We start from the raw sequence: 18060 nt of genomic DNA on the forward strand, positions 1-18060 counted from the left end.
AATGACGGATGCGCTCACGGCCTTTGACCCTCACGCTCGGACGAACGGTAGGTTCCTAAGCTAATTGCCGGATTAATCGTTTTAGCTGTCTAGCCAAGGCATTGGCGCCAAGATGGCGTTGTGCCTCATGCCTTTTTAAGCAGAAATGCTGATTAGCTGATACGAAATGGATCTAAGCGAGGAAGAACGAGGGCTCTAAGGTTCAATCAGTAAGAAGTTGCTGCCGGGTTTTGCCGGGGCAGTTGTAAGAAAAGCGACACGTCACTGCGCCATACTGAAATATCACGGCACGTATTTGACGCTCAGGAATAACAACAAAAGGCAGTCAGCCATGTTCAAGCATTCGAAAGTTCGTCAGGCGGGACTCATTCTGTTCGCCACCACACTGATATTGATCCTGCCCAACCTGACCAAGGTCATTGGGTGATCGTTCAGCCCCCGTATTCTGTGCACTCACTGCATCAGGATTGCAGTTTTTGGCAGCACCTGTCGGGTCTTCGCGTAAAGCGATGCCGTGGCAGGGGCTGTCTTTTTACGCGCGTTTTTCCGGTATCGTGAGCGCTGTCGCCCTTCTTACCGAGCGCTCCTCTTGAAATCGATCCTCGCTCTTCTCCTCGTGCTGATTGCCCTGCCGGTTACGGCGGCATCCTTGACCCTCGAACTCGATCACGAGAGAAAGACCTGGCAGACCGCCGACTTGCTCACGCATCCGGATGCACAGACGGTGCGCATCGCTGATGACGTTTCCTACAAGCACGCCATGACTTATCGCGCAGTCCCCATGGCGGTGCTCCTGCAGGGCTTGAAGCCGGAGCACCATGTGCAAGCCGTTGCACTGGATGGCTTCGCCGCCGAGTTAAGCGCTGGCCCATTGCTGCAGAGCCACGGCGCCCGCGCCTGGCTGGCGGTGGAGGACCCGGCGCACCCCTGGCCCGCCCTCGCCGACGGCAAACCCAGCGCGGGGCCGTTTTACCTGGTGTGGACCGACCCGCAGGCCGGGCCTGTCAGCCCCGAACAATGGCCGTTCCAGATTTCCAGCATCAAGCAGTTAAAAACCGTGGCAGAGCGCTTTCCGGCTCTCTTGCCCGACCCGCAGCTGGCGGCCGACGATCCGGTCAATCAGGGTTTTACGCTGTTTCAGAAAAACTGCCTGGCATGCCATCGCCTCAACGGCGCGGGGGATGCGCAGGTGGGGCCGGATCTGAATATTCCCTACAACCCAACGGAATATTTCGCCGGGGATTTCCTCAAGCGCTACATCCGCGACCCGCAAAGCCTGCGGCATTGGCCACAGGCAAAAATGCCGGCGTTCGCCGCCAGCGTGTTGCCGGATCCTGAGCTGGACCTGCTGGTGGGCTATCTGAAGCACATGGCGGAGCGTAAGCAGCAGCGGTAAATCTCAGCAATGACCTTCGTTTGGCCGGTGAGCTTCGCGGCGGTGCCCGATTATTGCTGCTGGACTGAAATCACGGGCATCGGCGCCACCGATACCTTGGCGTGCATTTGTTCATGCCCACCGCCTCGGCGCATGCCGCGAACCGGGCAGGCGTCAAGATAGTCCAGGCCCACCGCCAGCTTGAGGTGGCGTTCCGGCCGGGCCAGACGGTTGGTCACGTCGAAGCTGTACCAGGCGTTGTCCAACCAGGCTTCGGCCCAGGCATGGCTGGCCAGGTGCGTGCTGTCCTCGCTGTACAAATACCCCGACACATACCGCGCCGGAATACCGAGGCTGCGTGCGCAGGCCAGGAATACATGGGTATGGTCCTGGCACACGCCCGCGCGGCCGGCGAACGCGTGGGCGGCACAAGTGTCGACTTCGGTGGCGCCGGGCGTGTAGACCATGGCCTCGTTGAGCGCGTGCATGAGGTCGATCAGCGCGCTGCGGTCACGCCCTTGACGACAGTGCTGCCGCGCGAAGCCGCGCAGGGCTTCATCGGACTCGGTCAGGCGGGTACCGCGCAGGAACGGATAGGCCGACTGCTGCTCATGCTCGGCTTCGCGCAATTCATCGATATCCACTTGGCCACGGGCGCCGATGATGATGGCGTCGTGGGGCTCATCCAGGGTCAACACGTGCAGGATATTACCGAACGGGTCGATCTGCGCGCGAACCGGGCGCGGCAGGTCGAGCTGCCAACTGAGTACCTGCTGCCGTTCGCTGTCGTGGGGCGTCAGGCGCAGGTACTGGATGCTGGCGCGCACCTGGTCTTCGTAGTGGTAGGTGGTTTCGTGGCTGATCGAAAGTCTCATGCCGCCTCCAGGTAGGAATGGTAGATGGCATCGCCCAAGTGGCGGACCAGGGGAATAAAGTCGGTCAGCCAGGCGTGCAGGCCTTCCTCCAGGATTTCATCAATGGCGGTAAAGCGCAGGCGCGCATCCATCTCTGCGGCCAGGCGCTGTGCCGGGCGGCCGTTCAGGCCGGGCAGGCTGGCGAGGATCTGATCGATCTCTTCGCTGCAGGCGCGCAGGGAGCGCGGCACATCGGCGCGCAACAGCAGCAACTGGGCCACTTGCCGGGCGCCGGGAGCGTCACGATAAATTTCGGTGTAGGCCTCGAACGAGGACAGCGCGCGCAGCAACGCGCTCCACTGATAGTACGCGTGAGCGGTGCCGTCGGTGACCGTGTCGGCATGGTCGCCGGCCATTTCATACCGCGCATCCAGCAGGCGCAAAGTGTTGTCGGCGCGCTCGATAAAGGTGCCCAGGCGAATAAACCGGAACGCGTCATTGCGCATAATGGTGCCGTAGGTTGCGCCGCGAAACAGGTGGGAGCGCTCCTTAACCCACTCGCAGAAACGGCTCATGCCATAGCGGCTCAGGCCTTGTTGAGCGATTTCACGAATATCCAGCCAAGTGGCATTGATGTTTTCCCACATGTCGGCGGTGATTCGCCCACGCACCGCATGGGCGCTGGCCCGCGCGGCGCCCAGGCAGCTGTAGATGCTCGCGGGGTTGGCCGCGTCCAGGGCAAAGAAGTGCAGCAGACGCTCGGCGTGTAACTGGCCGTGACGCTCGTGGTAATCCTCCAGGGTGCCGGTGATCAGCAGCGGCATCGCCAGTTCATGCAGGCCATCGCCGCGCCCGTCCTGGGGCATCAGCGACAGCGAATAACTGACATCGAGCATGCGTGCGAGGTTTTCCGCGCGTTCCAGGTAGCGCGACATCCAGTACAAATCCGAGGCAGTTCGACTCAACATGGCATCAGTCCTCCACGACCCAAGTGTCTTTGGTGCCGCCGCCCTGGGACGAATTGACCACCAGCGAGCCCTCGCGCAGGGCCACGCGCGTCAGGCCGCCAGGCACCACGCGGGTGTCCTTGCCGGACAGCACGAACGGGCGCAGGTCGATATGGCGCGGGGCGATACCATTCTCGACGAAGGTCGGGCACGTGGATAAACACAGCGTCGGCTGTGCGATATACGCATGGGGCTTGGCTTTGATGCGGGCGCGGAAGGCTTCGATTTCCGCCGCCGTGGACGCCGGCCCGACCAACATGCCGTAGCCGCCGGACCCTTGGGTTTCCTTGACCACCAGTTGCGGCAGGTGGGCGAGCACGTGGGACAATTCGTCGGGCTTGCGGCACTGAAAGGTCGGAACATTCTGCAGGATCGGCTCCTCATCCAGGTAAAAACGGATCATGTCGGTGACGAAGGGGTACACCGACTTGTCATCCGCGACCCCGGTGCCGATGGCGTTGGCCAGCACCACATTGCCCGAGCGATAGGCGGCCAACAGGCCCGGCACCCCGAGCATGGAGTCCGGGTTAAAGGCCAACGGGTCGAGGAACGCGTCATCGAGGCGGCGGTAGATCACATCCACCGCCTTGGGACCGTCGGTGGTGCGCATGAACACGTGATCGTCGCGCACGAACAGGTCGGCACCTTCCACCAGTTCCACGCCCATTTCCCGGGCGAGAAAAGCATGTTCGAAAAAAGCACTGTTGAACCGCCCTGGGGTCAGCACCACCACGCTGGGGTTATCCAGGGCGCTTGCGCTTTTGAGGGTGTCGAGCAGCAGGTTGGGGTAGTGGTCGATCGGCGCAATACGCTGGGCAGCGAACAATTCGGGGAACAGGCGCATCATCATCTTACGGTCTTCGAGCATGTAGCTGACGCCGCTGGGTGTACGCAGGTTGTCTTCCAATACGTAGTAAGTGCCGTCGCCATCACGGACGAGATCGACCCCGGCGACGTGAGCATACACATCGCGGTGCAGATCCAGGCCCTGCATGGCCAGTTGGTATTGCTCGTTGGCCAGCACCTGCTCGGCGGGAATGATCCCGGCCTTGATAATGCGTTGTTCATGATAGAGGTCGGCAAGGAACAGGTTCAGTGCCTTGACGCGCTGGATGCAGCCGCGCTCGACAATCCGCCATTCGCTGGCCGGAATACTGCGCGGGATGGTGTCGAAGGGAATCAGGCGCTCGGTGCCCTGTTCATCCCCGTAAAGGGTGAAGGTGATCCCGGCACGGTGAAACAGCAAATCGGCTTCGCGCCGACGCTGGGCCAGCAGTTCAGCGGGGGTCTGGGCCAGCCAGCGGGCGAATTCGCGGTAGTGAGGCCTGACCTGCCCTGCCCCATCGTACATTTCGTCGTAATAAGTGCGGATCATGCCGTACTCCTTGTCACTCGGACGCCAGAACCATCGCAAGGCCCGTGCCATCGGCATAAACACTTAAGAATCAGCGAGTTGTATAAATACGAAGCACTATGCGCACCTTACTGGTGCGCAGATTGCCCGGTGTGTGGTCGCGCGCTTCATCGCAATGCAGGCTTTGACTATCAAGAGCATAGTCAGAGTTGATTTCACCGGCCTGCAAAGCTTGCGGATAATCGCCACCATCTGCTGAACAGACCTTCAGCGCTCCGCTCTTCCCTTCGGCCACCCTACTCGGGTGGCTTTTTTTTGGTGCATGAAAAGAGCTCGCAGAATGCTCCGGGTATTGCCTGCGGCACAAACAAGATCGGCCGACCCGAAGGCCAGCCGATGCGTGGTGTTGTTGCGAGTGCGGGCAGTGTCGAACTACATCGGCAAACCGCGCACCTCCTGTTTGACGCCCCACCCCTCGATAATGCCACCGAGGGGCTCGACCACTGCTTCAAAGTCCTGCTCGAAATCTCCTATGCCGTCGTAGGTTGCAAACATGACCTTGCTCAGTTCCAGGTACCACGCGCCATCGTCGCGCGCGCTGACCTGGGCGTTCAGGGACTCTCCACGAAACTCGCCCGCCGCCCTGCGCGCCCGTTCTTCATCCGGGAAAATCGCGTAGAACTCGATGGGGTGGAAACGTGAGAAATCGAAACCGCCTTCTTTCATGCGGCGCAGAACGTGGGTGCTGATGTCTTCTTGATAGGCTGTGCTCATGAAAAGTGCTCCTCAAGACCGATGGATAGACTTTCCGTGCTCCCCGAAGCCCGCGCCCTGCTGGCGCGGAGGCTACGGCAATGACCTCACCGCGGGAAAACAAGCATGTAGCTGACAAGACCAGACCTTAGCGATTCATTCGCTGATCTCGTTTGCAGAGTAGCGCGAAGCAATCACCTCCACCAGAGGCGCTTGCCAGGCCTACAGGGAATATTCAGGCAGAGGGAGAAATATCGAGGATCTGGATACTGTTCTGGTCTTTGAGGATCTTGACCGTCGGCTCCGGCTTGCGTCCCTCAAGGTCATTGAGGTCGAGCTCGGCGGCGACCGGCACCAGTTTGCTGCGAATCATGTGCGCAGCGTCTTCGAGGCTGGGCTCTTGTTCGCAGGTGAACAGCTCTACGGTTTTTACGCCGTGATCATCAACGAAGGTAATTTGCCACGTTTGCATCGGTGCCTCCTCGATAAAACCCATGTGTGGGCTCACTTCTATCTGGACCTTGGGGGTTCGCCAAACGTTCCACCCAAGGCAGGGGCACCCGATCAATCGCGCTTATTTTTCCGCGCGCGCTTTAAGCGCCTTGAGGGTGTTGAACGGCGCGTCGACCACGAACTTGTTGGCCAGCCACGAAGGCACGCTGCCGCCTGGCTCGGTGTGCACCTGGTAAGTCACTTCGGTCTCATTTGCTCCCTTAGGGACCAGTTTCCAGAAGCCCTCGACTTGAGCAACACGCACGTAGCCTTTTTCTTCGGGCTTATAGGTCGGCACGCCCTGCAACGTGCGGGTTACGTTGCCGTCGGCATCCTTGGTGGTGGTGACATGGATGTAAGAATCGCGGTCGGTCACCGGGAACGGTGCCTTGAACTGGGTGTAGGTCCAGGCTTCATCGCCTTTTTTGTCGACCAGCTTCTGGGACTTGCACTCATGAATCCACGAACAGGCACCGGCGACATCTTCCTGCAGGGCCTGGACCTTGGCGACAGGCGCCTTGATCGTGGTCACACCGCGATACGCCTTATATTTGGAGCCGGCGACTTCGCTAAGGGACACCTTGATGCCGTCTTCATCCTTGGCAACCTGCCAATCCTCAGCCTGGGCAGTGGCGGCAAATACCAGCGTAAAACCGCACACGACAGCTATTCGTTTCAGCGAACCCATTGTTGTATTCCTTATTGTTGAAGTTCCGATAGTAAAGCCCATCAAGCCGCCGTCATCTGTTCCCACCAGCCGATCAGGCGGATCGCATCGGCCTGGTCGGTGCCGCACACCTCGATATCAGCCTTGAAATCACTGCATACCGCCGGTCGCTCCGGTTGGCCGAACAGTTGGCACAGCAGTTCGACCGACAGGTGCGCGCAGCGTTCGCCCGCCGGTTTGCCATTGGGCATACCGGGCAGCGGTGAACTGATGGAGGGGGCGATGCAGCAAGCGCCACAGCCTTCACGGCATTTCATGACCAGTGGGTCCTCGACGACTCAATAGGGATGGCCGGGCTAGACTACGCCCTTAAACAGCCGTTTTAAAATGGTCCAACAGGGGTTTTATGCAGAAAACCCAAGTGACCGACCAGTCCGCGACAAATGGTCGAAGGGTCATCTTGCAAAGGTAGGAAGCACTTACTGTTTGAATTCGAAATCCAGCGCGGCACCCTCTACCTCGCGCCGCTCTTCATTGCGCAATTGCAGGCGCATTTCGTTACTGAGCAGACGTCCGTTGATCTGGAAATCGCTTTTATCGGTGGGTTTCTCACCGAACATCGGCGGCAGCAGTGGCACGCTCTTAGGCTGCGGCAAGGTGCCCAGCGGCTGCAGGTGCCGGACCATGTCCGAGGGCAGCGACAGGTCCAATTGGGCCGGTGGCAATTTGGTCTCGGCCACTTCATGGGCGGATTTGGCCTTCCTGGCCGCCGTACGTTTCTTGGCGTTGGTGGTGTTTTTCTTCACGGCAGGCGCTTTTTTTGCCGGAGCCGGCGTTTTCGCGGGAGTGCTCTGCTCACTGCCGGCGGCCGGCTTGTTTTCGCTCACAGGCGCCGCCGCCAGCGCGGTGTGGACGTTGCACAGGCTTAACAGGCCAATTACCAGAACAGCTCGGAACATCGAGGTCATATCGCCTACAGCATTAAAGGCAGAGGGCCATATGCTCGCTTGTTGTGCGCGCCATGACAAGCGCGGTGATTAGCCAGCTATCGGCATAGCCCTGTTTTGCACGCTCATCAGCGCTCAAAAACCGGCAGCGGTTTCCTGGCACAACTGGCTCGCCAGCATGCCCAACGTCATCAGCGCGCGCTCTGCCTCGCGGTTCCACGGCGTGCCGCAGTTAAGGCGGATGCAGTGGTTGAATTGCTCGGTATTACTGAAGATCAACCCTGGCGCGATGCTGATGCCCTGTTGCAGTGCACGTACGTGCAGTTCCTGGGTATTGACCCGTCCTGGCAAACTGACCCACAGGATGAAGCCGCCGGTGGGACGGGTCATCTGCGTGCCCTCCGGGAAGTATTGCTGCACCGCCAATTGAAAGGCGCTGAGGTTCTTGCGGTATTCCTGACGGATGTAGCGCAAATGTCGGTCGTAACCGCCGTTCTCCAGGTACGCAGCCACGCCCATTTGAGTCACGCTGCAGGCCGAGTGGGTGCTGAACATTTGCAGGCGCTGGATTTCCTGCTGGTACTTGCCGGCGATCATCCAGCCGATACGCACCCCTGGCGACAACGTCTTGGAGAAGCTCGAACAATAGATCACCCGATCCAGGCGATCATAGGCTTTCAGGGCCTTGGTGCGGCCCAGCTCGAACATCAGCTCGCCGTAGATGTCGTCCTCGACAATCTGAATATCGAAATCCGACGCCAGGCGCAGCAACTGCTTCTGACGCTCCTCCGGCATGGTGCCACCCAGCGGGTTGCTCAGCCGCGTGGTCAGCACCAGCGCCTTGATCGACCACTGGTTCGCGGCCAGTTGCAGCGCCTCCAGGCTCATGCCGGTGGACGGGTCGCTGGGGATCTCAATGACTTTGAGGCCCAGCAGATCCGCCAATTGCAGCAAGCCGTAATAGGTGGGGGATTCCGCCGCGATCAGATCGCCGGGGCGAGTCAGCACGCGCAGTGACATCTGCAACGCATCGACGCATCCGTGGGTGATCACCACTTCGGAAGGGTCCACCACCACCCCGGCATCGCGCATGCGGATCGCGACCTGGCGGCGCAGCGGCTCGAAGCCGGGACTGAACATGTAGCTGAACGCGCGCGGGCTCTGGAAACGCGTGACCTTGGCCAGTTGCTGATGCAACGCGCGCACCGGCAGGTAATCGACGCTCGGGACTGCGGCGCCCAGGGGAAAAACCCCTTCGCGGCGCGACTCGCCCAATACCTGCTGGATGATGCTGCTGCGCGTGACCAGCCCCGGACGCTCGACCCGTGCGATATCCGGCGTGGGCGCGGTGAGCGCGGGGGTCTGGTGTACGTAATAACCGGACTGCGGTCGCGCCCTGATCAGCCCCTGGTCTTCGAGGTTGGCATAAGCCTGCAATACCGTGGCATGGCTCACATTGAGCTGGGAGCTCATCTTGCGTACGGAAGGCACCCGTTCGCCCGGTTGATAGACACCACGCCGGATATCCTCAGCCAGCTGCTGAGCGATACGTTGGTAGAGCAAAAGATTGGTCATGTCGCAGCACTCGATTTCACGGGCATTTTATTTTTGTGTGAAACATACCGGCACAGTTTAGAAGTGTACGGGGACAGTTGCCACAATAGTCGAGCGCGGCTGGCAGTGACAGCAAAAACTGTAAGGGTGGTGGAGAGAGCTTTCAGGCTTATGCAGAAAAAAGCAGGAGGGGCGGTGCGACGATTCGATTGGCCCGATAGCGGTGCGTCAGTGACAGCTGGGCTGACTGACCCACCGCGAACGGGGCATGGGTATCGACTTCTCTTCAGTGAACACCTCACCTGAGAGCCTGAGGCTCTTGGGGTGAGCCCCACCTTGTCAATCAGCCCAAGGCTTCAGCGGGCGGCGCCCAACTGGCCCTTGGCGTCGGAGAATACGATTTCTACCCGGCGGTTCTGCGCACGACCGCGCTCGGAAGCATTGGCTTCCACTGGATACTGGTCGCCATAGCCTTCGACCTGGATGCGTTTTTCATCAATGCCCAGATCTACCAGAACGTCCGCCACCGCCTGCGCGCGATCACGCGACAGTTTGAGGTTTTCCTGTTCGCCACCGGTACTGTCGGTGTAGCCCTCGATGCGTACCACGCGCTTGGGGTTCAGTTGCAGGAATTGCACGATCTTGAGCACGGTGCGATTGGCCGAGTTTTTCAGTTCCGCTTCGCCGGTGTCGAACAGCACGTCACCCAGGGTCATCACCAGGCCGCGATCGGTCTGGGTAGTGGCCAAACTGGCGATCTGCTCTTCAAGCCACTTGCCCTGTTGCTGCACGCTGCTCAATTTGCTTTCGCGCAGGGCCAGTTGCAGGCGCTGACGCTCCAGCTCAAGTTTGGCGCCGCGTTCTTCATTCAGTGCCTGCTCGGTGTGTTCGCGGGCGATGGCGCTGTAGCGCTGGCTCAGGTAGGCGTAGTGCACGACGTCATTGCCGCTGCCCCAATAGCTGGACAGTCGGTCGGCCCGGGCCAGGGATTCACCGGCGCGGATCACGTCCTTGGGCGCGATGCGCAGCACATTGGCATCTTCCTTGACCTTCTGGAAGTCGCTGCCGGCCTGCTGCAATGCCTGCTCGCTGTTGGGATGGCTGGCACACCCGCCCAGTACCGCACTGGCCAACAACGTTGCAAAGCCCAGACCTCGGATCGTCAGGCTCATTGGGCATCTCCCAATTGCAGTTGCTTGCGCAGGCGCGTGATGCGGGTATTGAGCACGTTCAGTTGTTCCTGGCTTTTGCGGGTCAGCACCTTGGCCTCGGCCAGACGCGCATCCAGCTCGGCCTGCTCAGCACGCATGCGCGCATGTTTGAAGGATTGGTCGGCCATGTCGGCCCTGGCCCGGGCAAATTTATCCTCGGCCAGCTTCAGCTCGGGCGAGTCATCGGCATTGGCACCGACGGCGCTGGCCTGTTCGAGAGCCTGCTGAGTAAGGCGTATTTGTTCATTCGGCGCAGGATCGGCTGCACATCCCGCCAGAGCGACAACGGCGAGGGCCGCGAAAAGAGGTCGAAGAGTCACTGAAAATCCCTACTTTGTTGGGGTGCCGACGGGTTGTTGCAATTGCGCCTTCCAGCGCTCGATATTGCGCTGCAGTGCAGCTTGCACCCCATCGGACCCGCGCAATTCTGTCATCTTTTTGGCCAGCTGTCCGCGCAGCCACGGATCATTACAGGCCGAGTTGTGAGAAATCGCCAGGTACAGGCCGGGCTGATCGACCGGTACATCGCGGGCGACCAAGTCATTGCTCATGCCCAACGACTGCGCCATGGCCATGCCGGAATAACGCCCGGCCAGCACATAATCCACCTCGCCCAGCAGCAGTTTCTGGAACGCCGGGGTCAAGGTGGGAAAACGTTGCAGGCTCAACTGCTGGCCCGCGAAGGTTTCAAAACCACGGCTCAGCCGCGCGCGTTCCGACACCGCGCCCTGATGGCCGTGCAGATCCGCAGCCGTGGCGTAAGCCAGCGTCGAGTCTTTGCGCGTCCAGACCAGGTAATCGTTCTGCATCAGGGCTGGATGAATGTAGTCAAAGTTTTCCAGCTCGCCGACATTTAGCGGCGCATCGGCCAACATATCCATGCGCCCGCTGCGCGCTTCATCCAGGGCCAGGGCGCGCTTGCCGCCGTAAAGCAGATCGATCTTTACACCCAGGTCCTTGGCCACTTGCTGCAACACATCCGCGGTGGCGCCAATCAGGCGCGTAGGGTCTTGCGGGTCGCGCCACAATAAAGGCGGTGCATCCGGGCTGCCGGTAATCACCAGGCGGTCACATTTACCGGCGGCCAGCGACAAGGTCGGCAGCAACAGTGTGAAACCCAGCAGCGCAGTCCAGGGACGCAATTGCATGGTGCATTTCTCCGATAGGCAAAAAGCCGGGCAAAAAAAACCCGGTCATACGACCGGGCTCTTTATAAGTGAAGCGACTGGATTAGACCAGCTTCTCCAACTCGGGTACGGCTTCGAACAAGTCCGCCACCAGGCCGTAATCGGCCACCTGGAAGATCGGAGCTTCTTCGTCCTTGTTGATCGCGACGATCACTTTGGAGTCTTTCATACCGGCCAGGTGCTGGATCGCGCCGGAGATACCGACGGCGATGTACAGCTGTGGCGCAACGATCTTGCCGGTCTGGCCGACCTGCATATCGTTGGGCACAAAACCTGCGTCCACTGCGGCGCGCGAAGCGCCAACCGCGGCGCCGAGCTTGTCGGCCAGGGCGTACAGGTGTTTGAAGTTGTCACCGTTCTGCATGCCACGCCCGCCTGAAACGACGATCTTGGCAGCGGTCAGTTCAGGACGATCGGACTTGGCCAGTTCTTCGTTGACGAAGCTGGATGTGCCGGCGTCATGAGCAGCCGCAACGGCTTCAACAGCAGCCGAACCGCCTTCTGCAGCAACCGGGTCGAAACCGGTGGCACGCACGGTGATCACTTTGATGGCGGCGGTCGACTGTACGGTAGCGATGGCGTTACCGGCGTAGATCGGGCGTTTGAACGTGTCGGCGCTTTCGACCGAGATGATCTCGGAGATCTGGTCAACGTCCAGCTGCGCGGCTACGCGCGGCAGGATGTTTTTACCGTTGGAGGTGGCGGCCGCCAGGATGTGGCTGTAGCCCTTGCCCAACTCGGCGACCAGCGGCGCAACGTTTTCCGGCAGCTGATGCGCGTAGGCCGCGTTGTCAGCGTTCAGAACCTTGCTCACACCGGCGATTTTCGCAGCGGCTTCAGCAACGGCGCCCGCGCCCTGGCCGGCAACCAGTACGTGAATGTCGCCACCGATCTTAGCGGCGGCAGCCACGGTGTTAAGGGTGGCCGGAGCCAGCACCTTGTTGTCGTGTTCGGCGATTACCAAGATAGTCATGTTCAGATTACCTTCGCTTCGTTTTTCAGTTTCTCGACCAGTTCAGCCACCGACTTGACCTTGATGCCCGCGCTGCGTGCAGCCGGCGCTTCGACTTTGATGGTCTTGTTGGTGGAGGCGGTGGAAACGCCCAAGGCATCCGGAGTCAGCGACTCGAGCGGCTTTTTCTTGGCTTTCATGATGTTTGGCAGGGACGCATAGCGCGGCTCGTTCAAACGCAGGTCGGTGGTGACGATGGCCGGCAATTTCAGGGAAACCGTCTGGGCGCCGCCGTCGATTTCACGGGTCACGGCAACGCTGTCGCCGCTCACTTCGACTTTGGAAGCGAAGGTGCCCTGGCCGTAACCGGTCAGTGCAGCCAGCATCTGGCCAGTCTGGTTGTTGTCGCTGTCGATGGCTTGTTTGCCGAGGATCACCAACTGGGGCTGTTCCTTGTCGACAACGGCCTTGAGCAGCTTGGCCACGGCCAGAGAGGTCAGGTCTTCGGCGGACTCGACCAGGATGGCGCGGTCGGCACCCAGGGCCAGGGCAGTACGCAACTGCTCTTGAGCGGTGGTCGGGCCGATGGACACTACGACGATTTCAGTCGCGACGCCTTTCTCTTTCAGGCGCACCGCTTCTTCAACAGCGATTTCACAGAAAGGGTTCATCGACATTTTGACGTTAGCAAGATCGACGCCGGAATTGTCCGCCTTGACGCGAACTTTCACGTTGTAATCGACAACGCGTTTGACAGCTACAAGAACCTTCATGGATTCCTCGTTACTCTCCGGTGAAAAGAAAGTCGCCTAGGCGAACCTGGCGGTTGATGCTCATCGGCACACAAGGGCACCTCCAAAAACATCCGCAGCGGCGAATCGACAGTAAAATGCAGACCGTTCGTCAGGAGTGACTGGGAGGTCATTCTCTATCGCGGCGTGTAAACTGCGCGCCACCCTCTGCACGCGTACCCGCCGTTCATGCCGTTGCATTGCTTTTGGACGTGCTCTTGAAACCTGCTGTCTGCCTACGGTAAGCGCAAAACCGACCGTATCTTGACCGGAACGCCTATTCTGGTCAATACGGCAAAATGGTCAGTCATAAGCCGCGTTGCTTTGATTTATCTAGCCTGCGGGCAATTCAAACAAACGTTTGTATTGGACGCTGTCGGTGGTCTATATATAATGCGCCACCTAGAGAGAGAGGTGGGTCTTGCCCTGTCTGCAAGACGAAACCGAACCTCCACCCATTAGAAAAAAAGCCTGTTGAGCCTTGAGTAGGAGATAGCCTGTGGAACGCGAATACATGGAATTCGACGTGGTCATCGTCGGCGCTGGCCCGGCTGGCCTGTCCGCCGCCTGCCGACTGAAGCAGAAGGCCGCCGAAGCCGGTAAGGAAATCAGCGTCTGCGTGGTCGAGAAAGGCTCTGAAGTCGGCGCCCATATCCTCTCCGGTGCCGTATTCGAACCACGCGCCCTAAATGAATTGTTCCCGGACTGGAAAGAACTCGGTGCCCCGCTCAACACCCCGGTGGTGCGCGACGACATCTATGTACTGCGCAGCAGCGACACCTCCACCAAGGTGCCTGACTTCTTTGTGCCCAAGACCATGCACAACGAAGGCAACTACATTATTTCTCTGGGCAACCTGTGCCGCTGGCTGGCCCAACAGGCCGAAAACCTCGGTGTGGAAATCTACCCCGGCTTCGCCGCCCAGGAAGCACTGTTCGATGAAAACGGCGTGGTGCGCGGGATCATCACCGGCGACCTCGGCGTCGACCGTGAAGGCAACCCCAAGGAAGGCCTCTACACCCCCGGCATGGAGCTGCGCGGCAAATACACGCTGTTCGCCGAAGGCTGCCGTGGCCATATCGGCAAGCAACTGATCCAGCGTTTCAACCTGGACAGCGATGCCGACGCCCAGCACTACGGCATCGGCCTCAAGGAAATCTGGGAAATCGACCCGGCCAAACACCAGCCAGGCCTGGTGGTGCACACCGCCGGTTGGCCGCTGGACATCATGAGCGCCGAGAACACCGGTGGCTCGTTCCTGTATCACCTGGAAAACAACCAGGTGGTGGTGGGTCTGATCGTCGACCTGTCCTACAGCAACCCTTTCCTGTCGCCGTTCGATGAGTTTCAGCGCCTCAAGCATCACCCGGTACTGGCTCAGTACCTGGAAGGCGGCAAACGCGTCAGCTACGGCGCCCGCGCCATCTGCAAAGGCGGCCTGAACTCACTGCCGAAGATGGTCTTCAAAGGCGGCGCGCTGATCGGTTGCGACCTCGGCACCCTGAACTTCGCCAAGATCAAAGGCAGCCACACTGCCATGAAGTCCGGCATGCTCGCCGCCGATGCCGTGGCCGATCGCCTGTTCGCCGCGTCCGAAGGCGGCGATGAACTGACCGCCTACGTCGACAGTTTCAAGTCCAGCTGGCTCTACGAAGAACTGTTCGCCACACGCAACTTCGGCCCGGCGATGCACAAGTTCGGCCCGATCCTCGGCGCCGGCTTCAACTGGTTCGACCAGAACATTCTGGGCGGCAAGATGCCGTTCACACTGCACGACACCAAGCCGGACTATGCCTGCCTGAAACTGGCCAAGGACAGCCAGAAGATCGATTACCCCAAGCCCGACGGCAAATTGAGCTTCGACAAGCTCAGCTCGGTGTTCATCTCCGGTACCAACCACGAAGAAGAGCAGCCGTGCCACTTGAAATTGAAAGACCCAAGCATCCCGATCGGCACCAACCTGCCGCTCTACGATGAACCGGCGCAGCGCTACTGCCCGGCCGGGGTGTATGAAGTGGTGACGAAACAAGACGGCGAGAAACGCTTCCAGATCAACGCCCAGAACTGCGTGCACTGCAAGACCTGTGACATCAAGGACCCTTCGCAGAACATCACCTGGGTCACGCCGGAAGGCGCGGGCGGGCCGACTTACCCGAATATGTAAGCCAGACAAGGCTCCCAAATGCAGACTGTGTGAAAACCTAGCAATCTGTCCGGCCCTTTAAGAGAATGCTCCGTATCGAAAGATACGGAGCATTTTTCGTTATGGCCTACATACAAGGCGAGTCCCGCAGCCAGACCAGCCTGTTCCCGGTCTCGCTGGAGGAACTGATCCCTGAAGATCACCTCGTACGGGTCATCGACCTGTATGTCACCAAGCTCGATCTGGGCCAGCTCGGTTTTGAGAAGGCTCAGCCCAAGGCCACTGGGCGCCCAGCTTACGACCCCGCCGATCAGCTCAAGCTCTATCTCTATGGCTATTTTCAGCGCATTCGATCGTCGCGGCGCCTAGAAGCTGAGTGCCAACGCAACATCGAAGTGATGTGGTTGATCAACCGGCTTAAACCCGACTTCAAGACCATCGCCGACTTTCGCAAGAACAACAAAGTAGCGTTCGTTACGACGTGCCGAGCTTTTGTGCAGTTCTGCCGATCCGTCGGCTTGATTGCGGGCGATCTGGTTGCGATCGATGGCAGTAAGTTTCAGGCAGTCGCTTCCTCGCGACGCCACCTGAATTTGAATCAGCTCAAGCGTCAGGAGGAGAAGCTGGATAAACGGATCGCCCAATACCTGGCTGACCTGGATGCCGTTGATAAAGCAGAGGGCGAGCAAGTGGTCGATCGCACTGCGATCAAGGCGGCACTGGCGAAGCTTGAGGCCAAGCAGCAAGACAACCGTAGTTGCCAAGCTTTGATGAAGTCGATGGGGCTGGAGCAATTCAACACGCACGAAAGCGATGCCCGAATGATGCGCACGCCAAAGGGGGCTCGTGTTGCCTATAACGTGCAAACAGCCGTGGACGCAGAGCACTGTCTGATTTTGCACCATGAGGTGACGCAAGATGGTGACGACCGCAAACAGCTTGAACCCATAGCTAAAGCTGCCAAGGCCGAACTGGGGCAGGACACGCTGACCGTGACAGCCGATATGGGCTACTCAAATGGCCAGCAATTCCAGGCGTGCGAGGATGCCTCCATTACCGTGTACGTGCCGCCAAACCGAACTTCGAACCCAGGCGGAGAGACATTATTCGAGCGCCAGGACTTTACCTATGACGCTGAACAGGATCGATACCAGTGCCCGGCAGGTCAATGGCTAACCCTGAAGCAGCGTTGCAAAGGCGACCGGATCTACCAGGCGGCAGTCAGCGACTGCGCTGGATGTGCGCTGAAAGCCCAATGTACAAAGGCTCAGCGCCGCTATGTCTCACGTCACGCACAAGAGGAAGCCTTTGAGCGTATGGCACAGCGGATGCAACTGCATCCAGAGATGATGGAGCGACGCAGATCCATCGTGGAGCACCCGTTTGGCAATCTCAAACAATGGCTATTTGGGAACGGGCGGTTCTTGCTACGACAACTTGAAGGGACGAAAGCTGAAATGGCCCTGGCCGTGACCGCGTACAACTTCAAGCGGGCGATCAGTGTCTTGGGAGCCAAGAAAATGATGCAACTGATGGGCTGAAGAGCCTTTTTCAGCACAAAAACAAACGCCCCGAACAAGTCGGGGCGTTTGGTCTAAGGCCTGTCAGTGTGTTTTCACACAGTCTGCAAATGGGAGCCTTTTTTATAGTTAACATCAATCCAATGTGGGAGGGGCTTGCCCCCGATATCGGTGGTGAGTTGCAGAAATGCTGACTTCACACCGCCATCGGAGGCCCCTTCGCACCTTGGGATTTGTTTCTTCGCCTGAACTCGCTACGCCGCTCGTTCTTCACCCGGATTGCGCAAAAAGTAGCGCTTATATTCCCGACTGAACTGCGACGTACTCTGATACCCCACGCTGTGTGCCGCCTGCGCCACGCCCATGCCGTCCACCAGCAGCAATTGCTGGGCCTTGAGCAGGCGCAGCCGTTTGAGGTACTGCACCGGCGACAACAACGTGCAACGCTTGAAATGCTCGTGAAAGGTCGACGCGCTCATATGTGCATAGCCGGCCAGGGTCTCGATATTCAGCGGCTCGGCGTAATGGGCATGCAGGTGATTCAACGAGGTGGCAATGCGTGAGAATTGGCCCTGTTGCTCTACCAGCGCGCGCAGCACATCGGCCTGGGGCCCGCGCAAGGCGGTAAACAGCAATTCGCGCACCCGCGACGGGCCGATGATCCGGCTTTCCAGCGGATCGTGCAGGCACTGCAACAGCCGCTCGACGCAGCCGCGCATCGCTTCGTCGAGCACCACCGAACTCATCGATGCCAACGTCTGCGCAGCGGGCGGCGGACCGGCCTGAATACCCATGGCCATGACCAGCTCGCCAAGCACCACGCGGTCGATCGCCACCGTCACGCCCAACAGCGGTGCACCAGGCGCCATGGCGAAGGTCTCGCACTCGAACGGCACCGGCATCGCCTGGATCAGATAGTGCCCGGCACCATACTCCAGCGTGCGCGGTCCCAGGTACGCGACCTTACTGCCCTGAGCCACGAACATCAGGCTCGGCTCATAGATCTGCGGGCCGCGTGCCACATCACAACTGGCACGCAAAACCTGTACGCCAGGCAAGTGGGTCGGGGAGAAACCGTCACGGGTCGTGAGGCCCTCGATCAAGGAAACCAGCGTGGCGTTGGCGTCGAGATGGCGGGTCAATAGCATAAAAGCAGTTCTCGGGAGTTTTCAGATCTGAGCGTCAGCAAGCTTCAAGCCTCAAGCTGCAAGAGAGCGCGCAGTTTATAGCTTGCGGCTTGCAGCTTGCTGCTT

General features: G+C 59.5%; 19 protein-coding genes. 3 read left to right on the top strand and 16 right to left on the bottom strand.

Annotation, left to right across the window (positions count from 1 at the left end; translation table 11 throughout):
• Positions 1-589: 589 nt before the first annotated feature.
• Positions 590-1396, top strand: coding sequence for a cytochrome c (locus tag PSH94_RS18890; protein WP_181081694.1), 807 nt, complete (start codon positions 590-592; stop codon positions 1394-1396).
• Positions 1397-1446: 50 nt separating this feature from the next.
• Here PSH94_RS18890 and PSH94_RS18895 read toward each other — a convergent pair whose 3' ends face one another.
• From PSH94_RS18895 to PSH94_RS18965, 15 genes are all read right to left on the bottom strand, one after another.
• Positions 1447-2250: a transglutaminase family protein gene (locus tag PSH94_RS18895; protein WP_181081695.1), complete on the bottom strand. Its 804-nt coding sequence runs from the start codon at positions 2248-2250 to the stop codon at positions 1447-1449.
• Positions 2247-3197, bottom strand: coding sequence for an alpha-E domain-containing protein (locus PSH94_RS18900; protein WP_181081696.1), 951 nt, complete (start codon positions 3195-3197; stop codon positions 2247-2249). Before PSH94_RS18900 ends, PSH94_RS18895 begins: the two co-directional genes overlap by 4 nt.
• A 4-nt stretch (positions 3198-3201) precedes the next feature.
• On the bottom strand, positions 3202-4611 hold the full coding sequence (locus tag PSH94_RS18905) for a circularly permuted type 2 ATP-grasp protein (protein ID WP_181081697.1): 1410 nt from the start codon (positions 4609-4611) through the stop codon (positions 3202-3204).
• Positions 4612-4681: 70 nt separating this feature from the next.
• On the bottom strand, positions 4682-4885 hold the full coding sequence (locus tag PSH94_RS18910; RefSeq protein ID WP_305435559.1) for a hypothetical protein: 204 nt from the start codon (positions 4883-4885) through the stop codon (positions 4682-4684).
• 137 nt (positions 4886-5022) lie between these two features.
• Complete coding sequence (locus PSH94_RS18915) at positions 5023-5364, bottom strand: ribonuclease E inhibitor RraB (protein WP_181081699.1); 342 nt, start codon at positions 5362-5364, stop codon at positions 5023-5025.
• A 214-nt stretch (positions 5365-5578) separates the two neighbouring features.
• The gene (locus PSH94_RS18920; RefSeq protein WP_253508959.1) at positions 5579-5815 is read right to left on the bottom strand and encodes a hypothetical protein; all 237 of its coding nucleotides are present in this window, start codon (positions 5813-5815) and stop codon (positions 5579-5581) included.
• 102 nt (positions 5816-5917) lie between these two features.
• Complete coding sequence (locus tag PSH94_RS18925) at positions 5918-6523, bottom strand: START domain-containing protein (protein WP_181081701.1); 606 nt, start codon at positions 6521-6523, stop codon at positions 5918-5920.
• Between the two features lie 41 nt (positions 6524-6564).
• On the bottom strand, positions 6565-6819 hold the full coding sequence (locus tag PSH94_RS18930) for a YkgJ family cysteine cluster protein (RefSeq protein ID WP_181081702.1): 255 nt from the start codon (positions 6817-6819) through the stop codon (positions 6565-6567).
• A gap of 162 nt (positions 6820-6981) precedes the next feature.
• Positions 6982-7470 (bottom strand): translation initiation factor 2, encoded by a 489-nt coding sequence (locus tag PSH94_RS18935; RefSeq protein WP_181081703.1) that lies wholly within the window; start codon positions 7468-7470, stop codon positions 6982-6984.
• A gap of 114 nt (positions 7471-7584) precedes the next feature.
• Positions 7585-9024 carry a PLP-dependent aminotransferase family protein gene (locus tag PSH94_RS18940; protein WP_017527404.1) on the bottom strand — a complete coding sequence of 480 codons (1440 nt, stop codon included), beginning with the start codon at positions 9022-9024 and terminating at the stop codon, positions 7585-7587.
• A gap of 335 nt (positions 9025-9359) precedes the next feature.
• Positions 9360-10175: an OmpA family protein gene (locus tag PSH94_RS18945; RefSeq protein WP_181081704.1), complete on the bottom strand. Its 816-nt coding sequence runs from the start codon at positions 10173-10175 to the stop codon at positions 9360-9362.
• The gene (locus PSH94_RS18950; RefSeq protein WP_181081705.1) at positions 10172-10534 is read right to left on the bottom strand and encodes a DUF4398 domain-containing protein; all 363 of its coding nucleotides are present in this window, start codon (positions 10532-10534) and stop codon (positions 10172-10174) included. Before PSH94_RS18950 ends, PSH94_RS18945 begins: the two co-directional genes overlap by 4 nt.
• 9 nt (positions 10535-10543) lie before the next feature.
• Positions 10544-11362 (bottom strand): ABC transporter substrate-binding protein, encoded by an 819-nt coding sequence (locus PSH94_RS18955; protein ID WP_181081706.1) that lies wholly within the window; start codon positions 11360-11362, stop codon positions 10544-10546.
• 82 nt (positions 11363-11444) lie between these two features.
• Complete coding sequence (locus PSH94_RS18960) at positions 11445-12374, bottom strand: electron transfer flavoprotein subunit alpha/FixB family protein (protein WP_181081707.1); 930 nt, start codon at positions 12372-12374, stop codon at positions 11445-11447.
• Positions 12375-12376: 2 nt separating this feature from the next.
• A complete protein-coding gene (locus PSH94_RS18965) occupies positions 12377-13126 on the bottom strand; it encodes an electron transfer flavoprotein subunit beta/FixA family protein (RefSeq protein WP_181081708.1) in 750 nt (249 codons plus the stop codon).
• Between the two features lie 517 nt (positions 13127-13643).
• On the opposite strand from PSH94_RS18965, the gene PSH94_RS18970 reads away from it, so the two are divergent.
• Together PSH94_RS18970 and PSH94_RS18975 are read left to right on the top strand one after the other, a co-directional pair.
• Positions 13644-15308, top strand: a complete 1665-nt coding sequence (locus PSH94_RS18970; protein ID WP_305435560.1) for an electron transfer flavoprotein-ubiquinone oxidoreductase — start codon at positions 13644-13646, stop codon at positions 15306-15308.
• Between the two features lie 101 nt (positions 15309-15409).
• Positions 15410-16828, top strand: a complete 1419-nt coding sequence (locus tag PSH94_RS18975) for an IS1182-like element ISPfl3 family transposase (RefSeq protein WP_305435084.1) — start codon at positions 15410-15412, stop codon at positions 16826-16828.
• A 233-nt stretch (positions 16829-17061) separates the two neighbouring features.
• Here the strand turns inward: PSH94_RS18975 and PSH94_RS18980 are convergent, their stop codons facing one another.
• Complete coding sequence (locus PSH94_RS18980; protein ID WP_181081710.1) at positions 17062-17955, bottom strand: AraC family transcriptional regulator; 894 nt, start codon at positions 17953-17955, stop codon at positions 17062-17064.
• Between the last annotated feature and the right edge of the window lie 105 nt (positions 17956-18060).

The organism is Pseudomonas sp. FP2254, from assembly GCF_030687695.1.
Taxonomy (GTDB): domain Bacteria; phylum Pseudomonadota; class Gammaproteobacteria; order Pseudomonadales; family Pseudomonadaceae; genus Aquipseudomonas; species Aquipseudomonas quebecensis.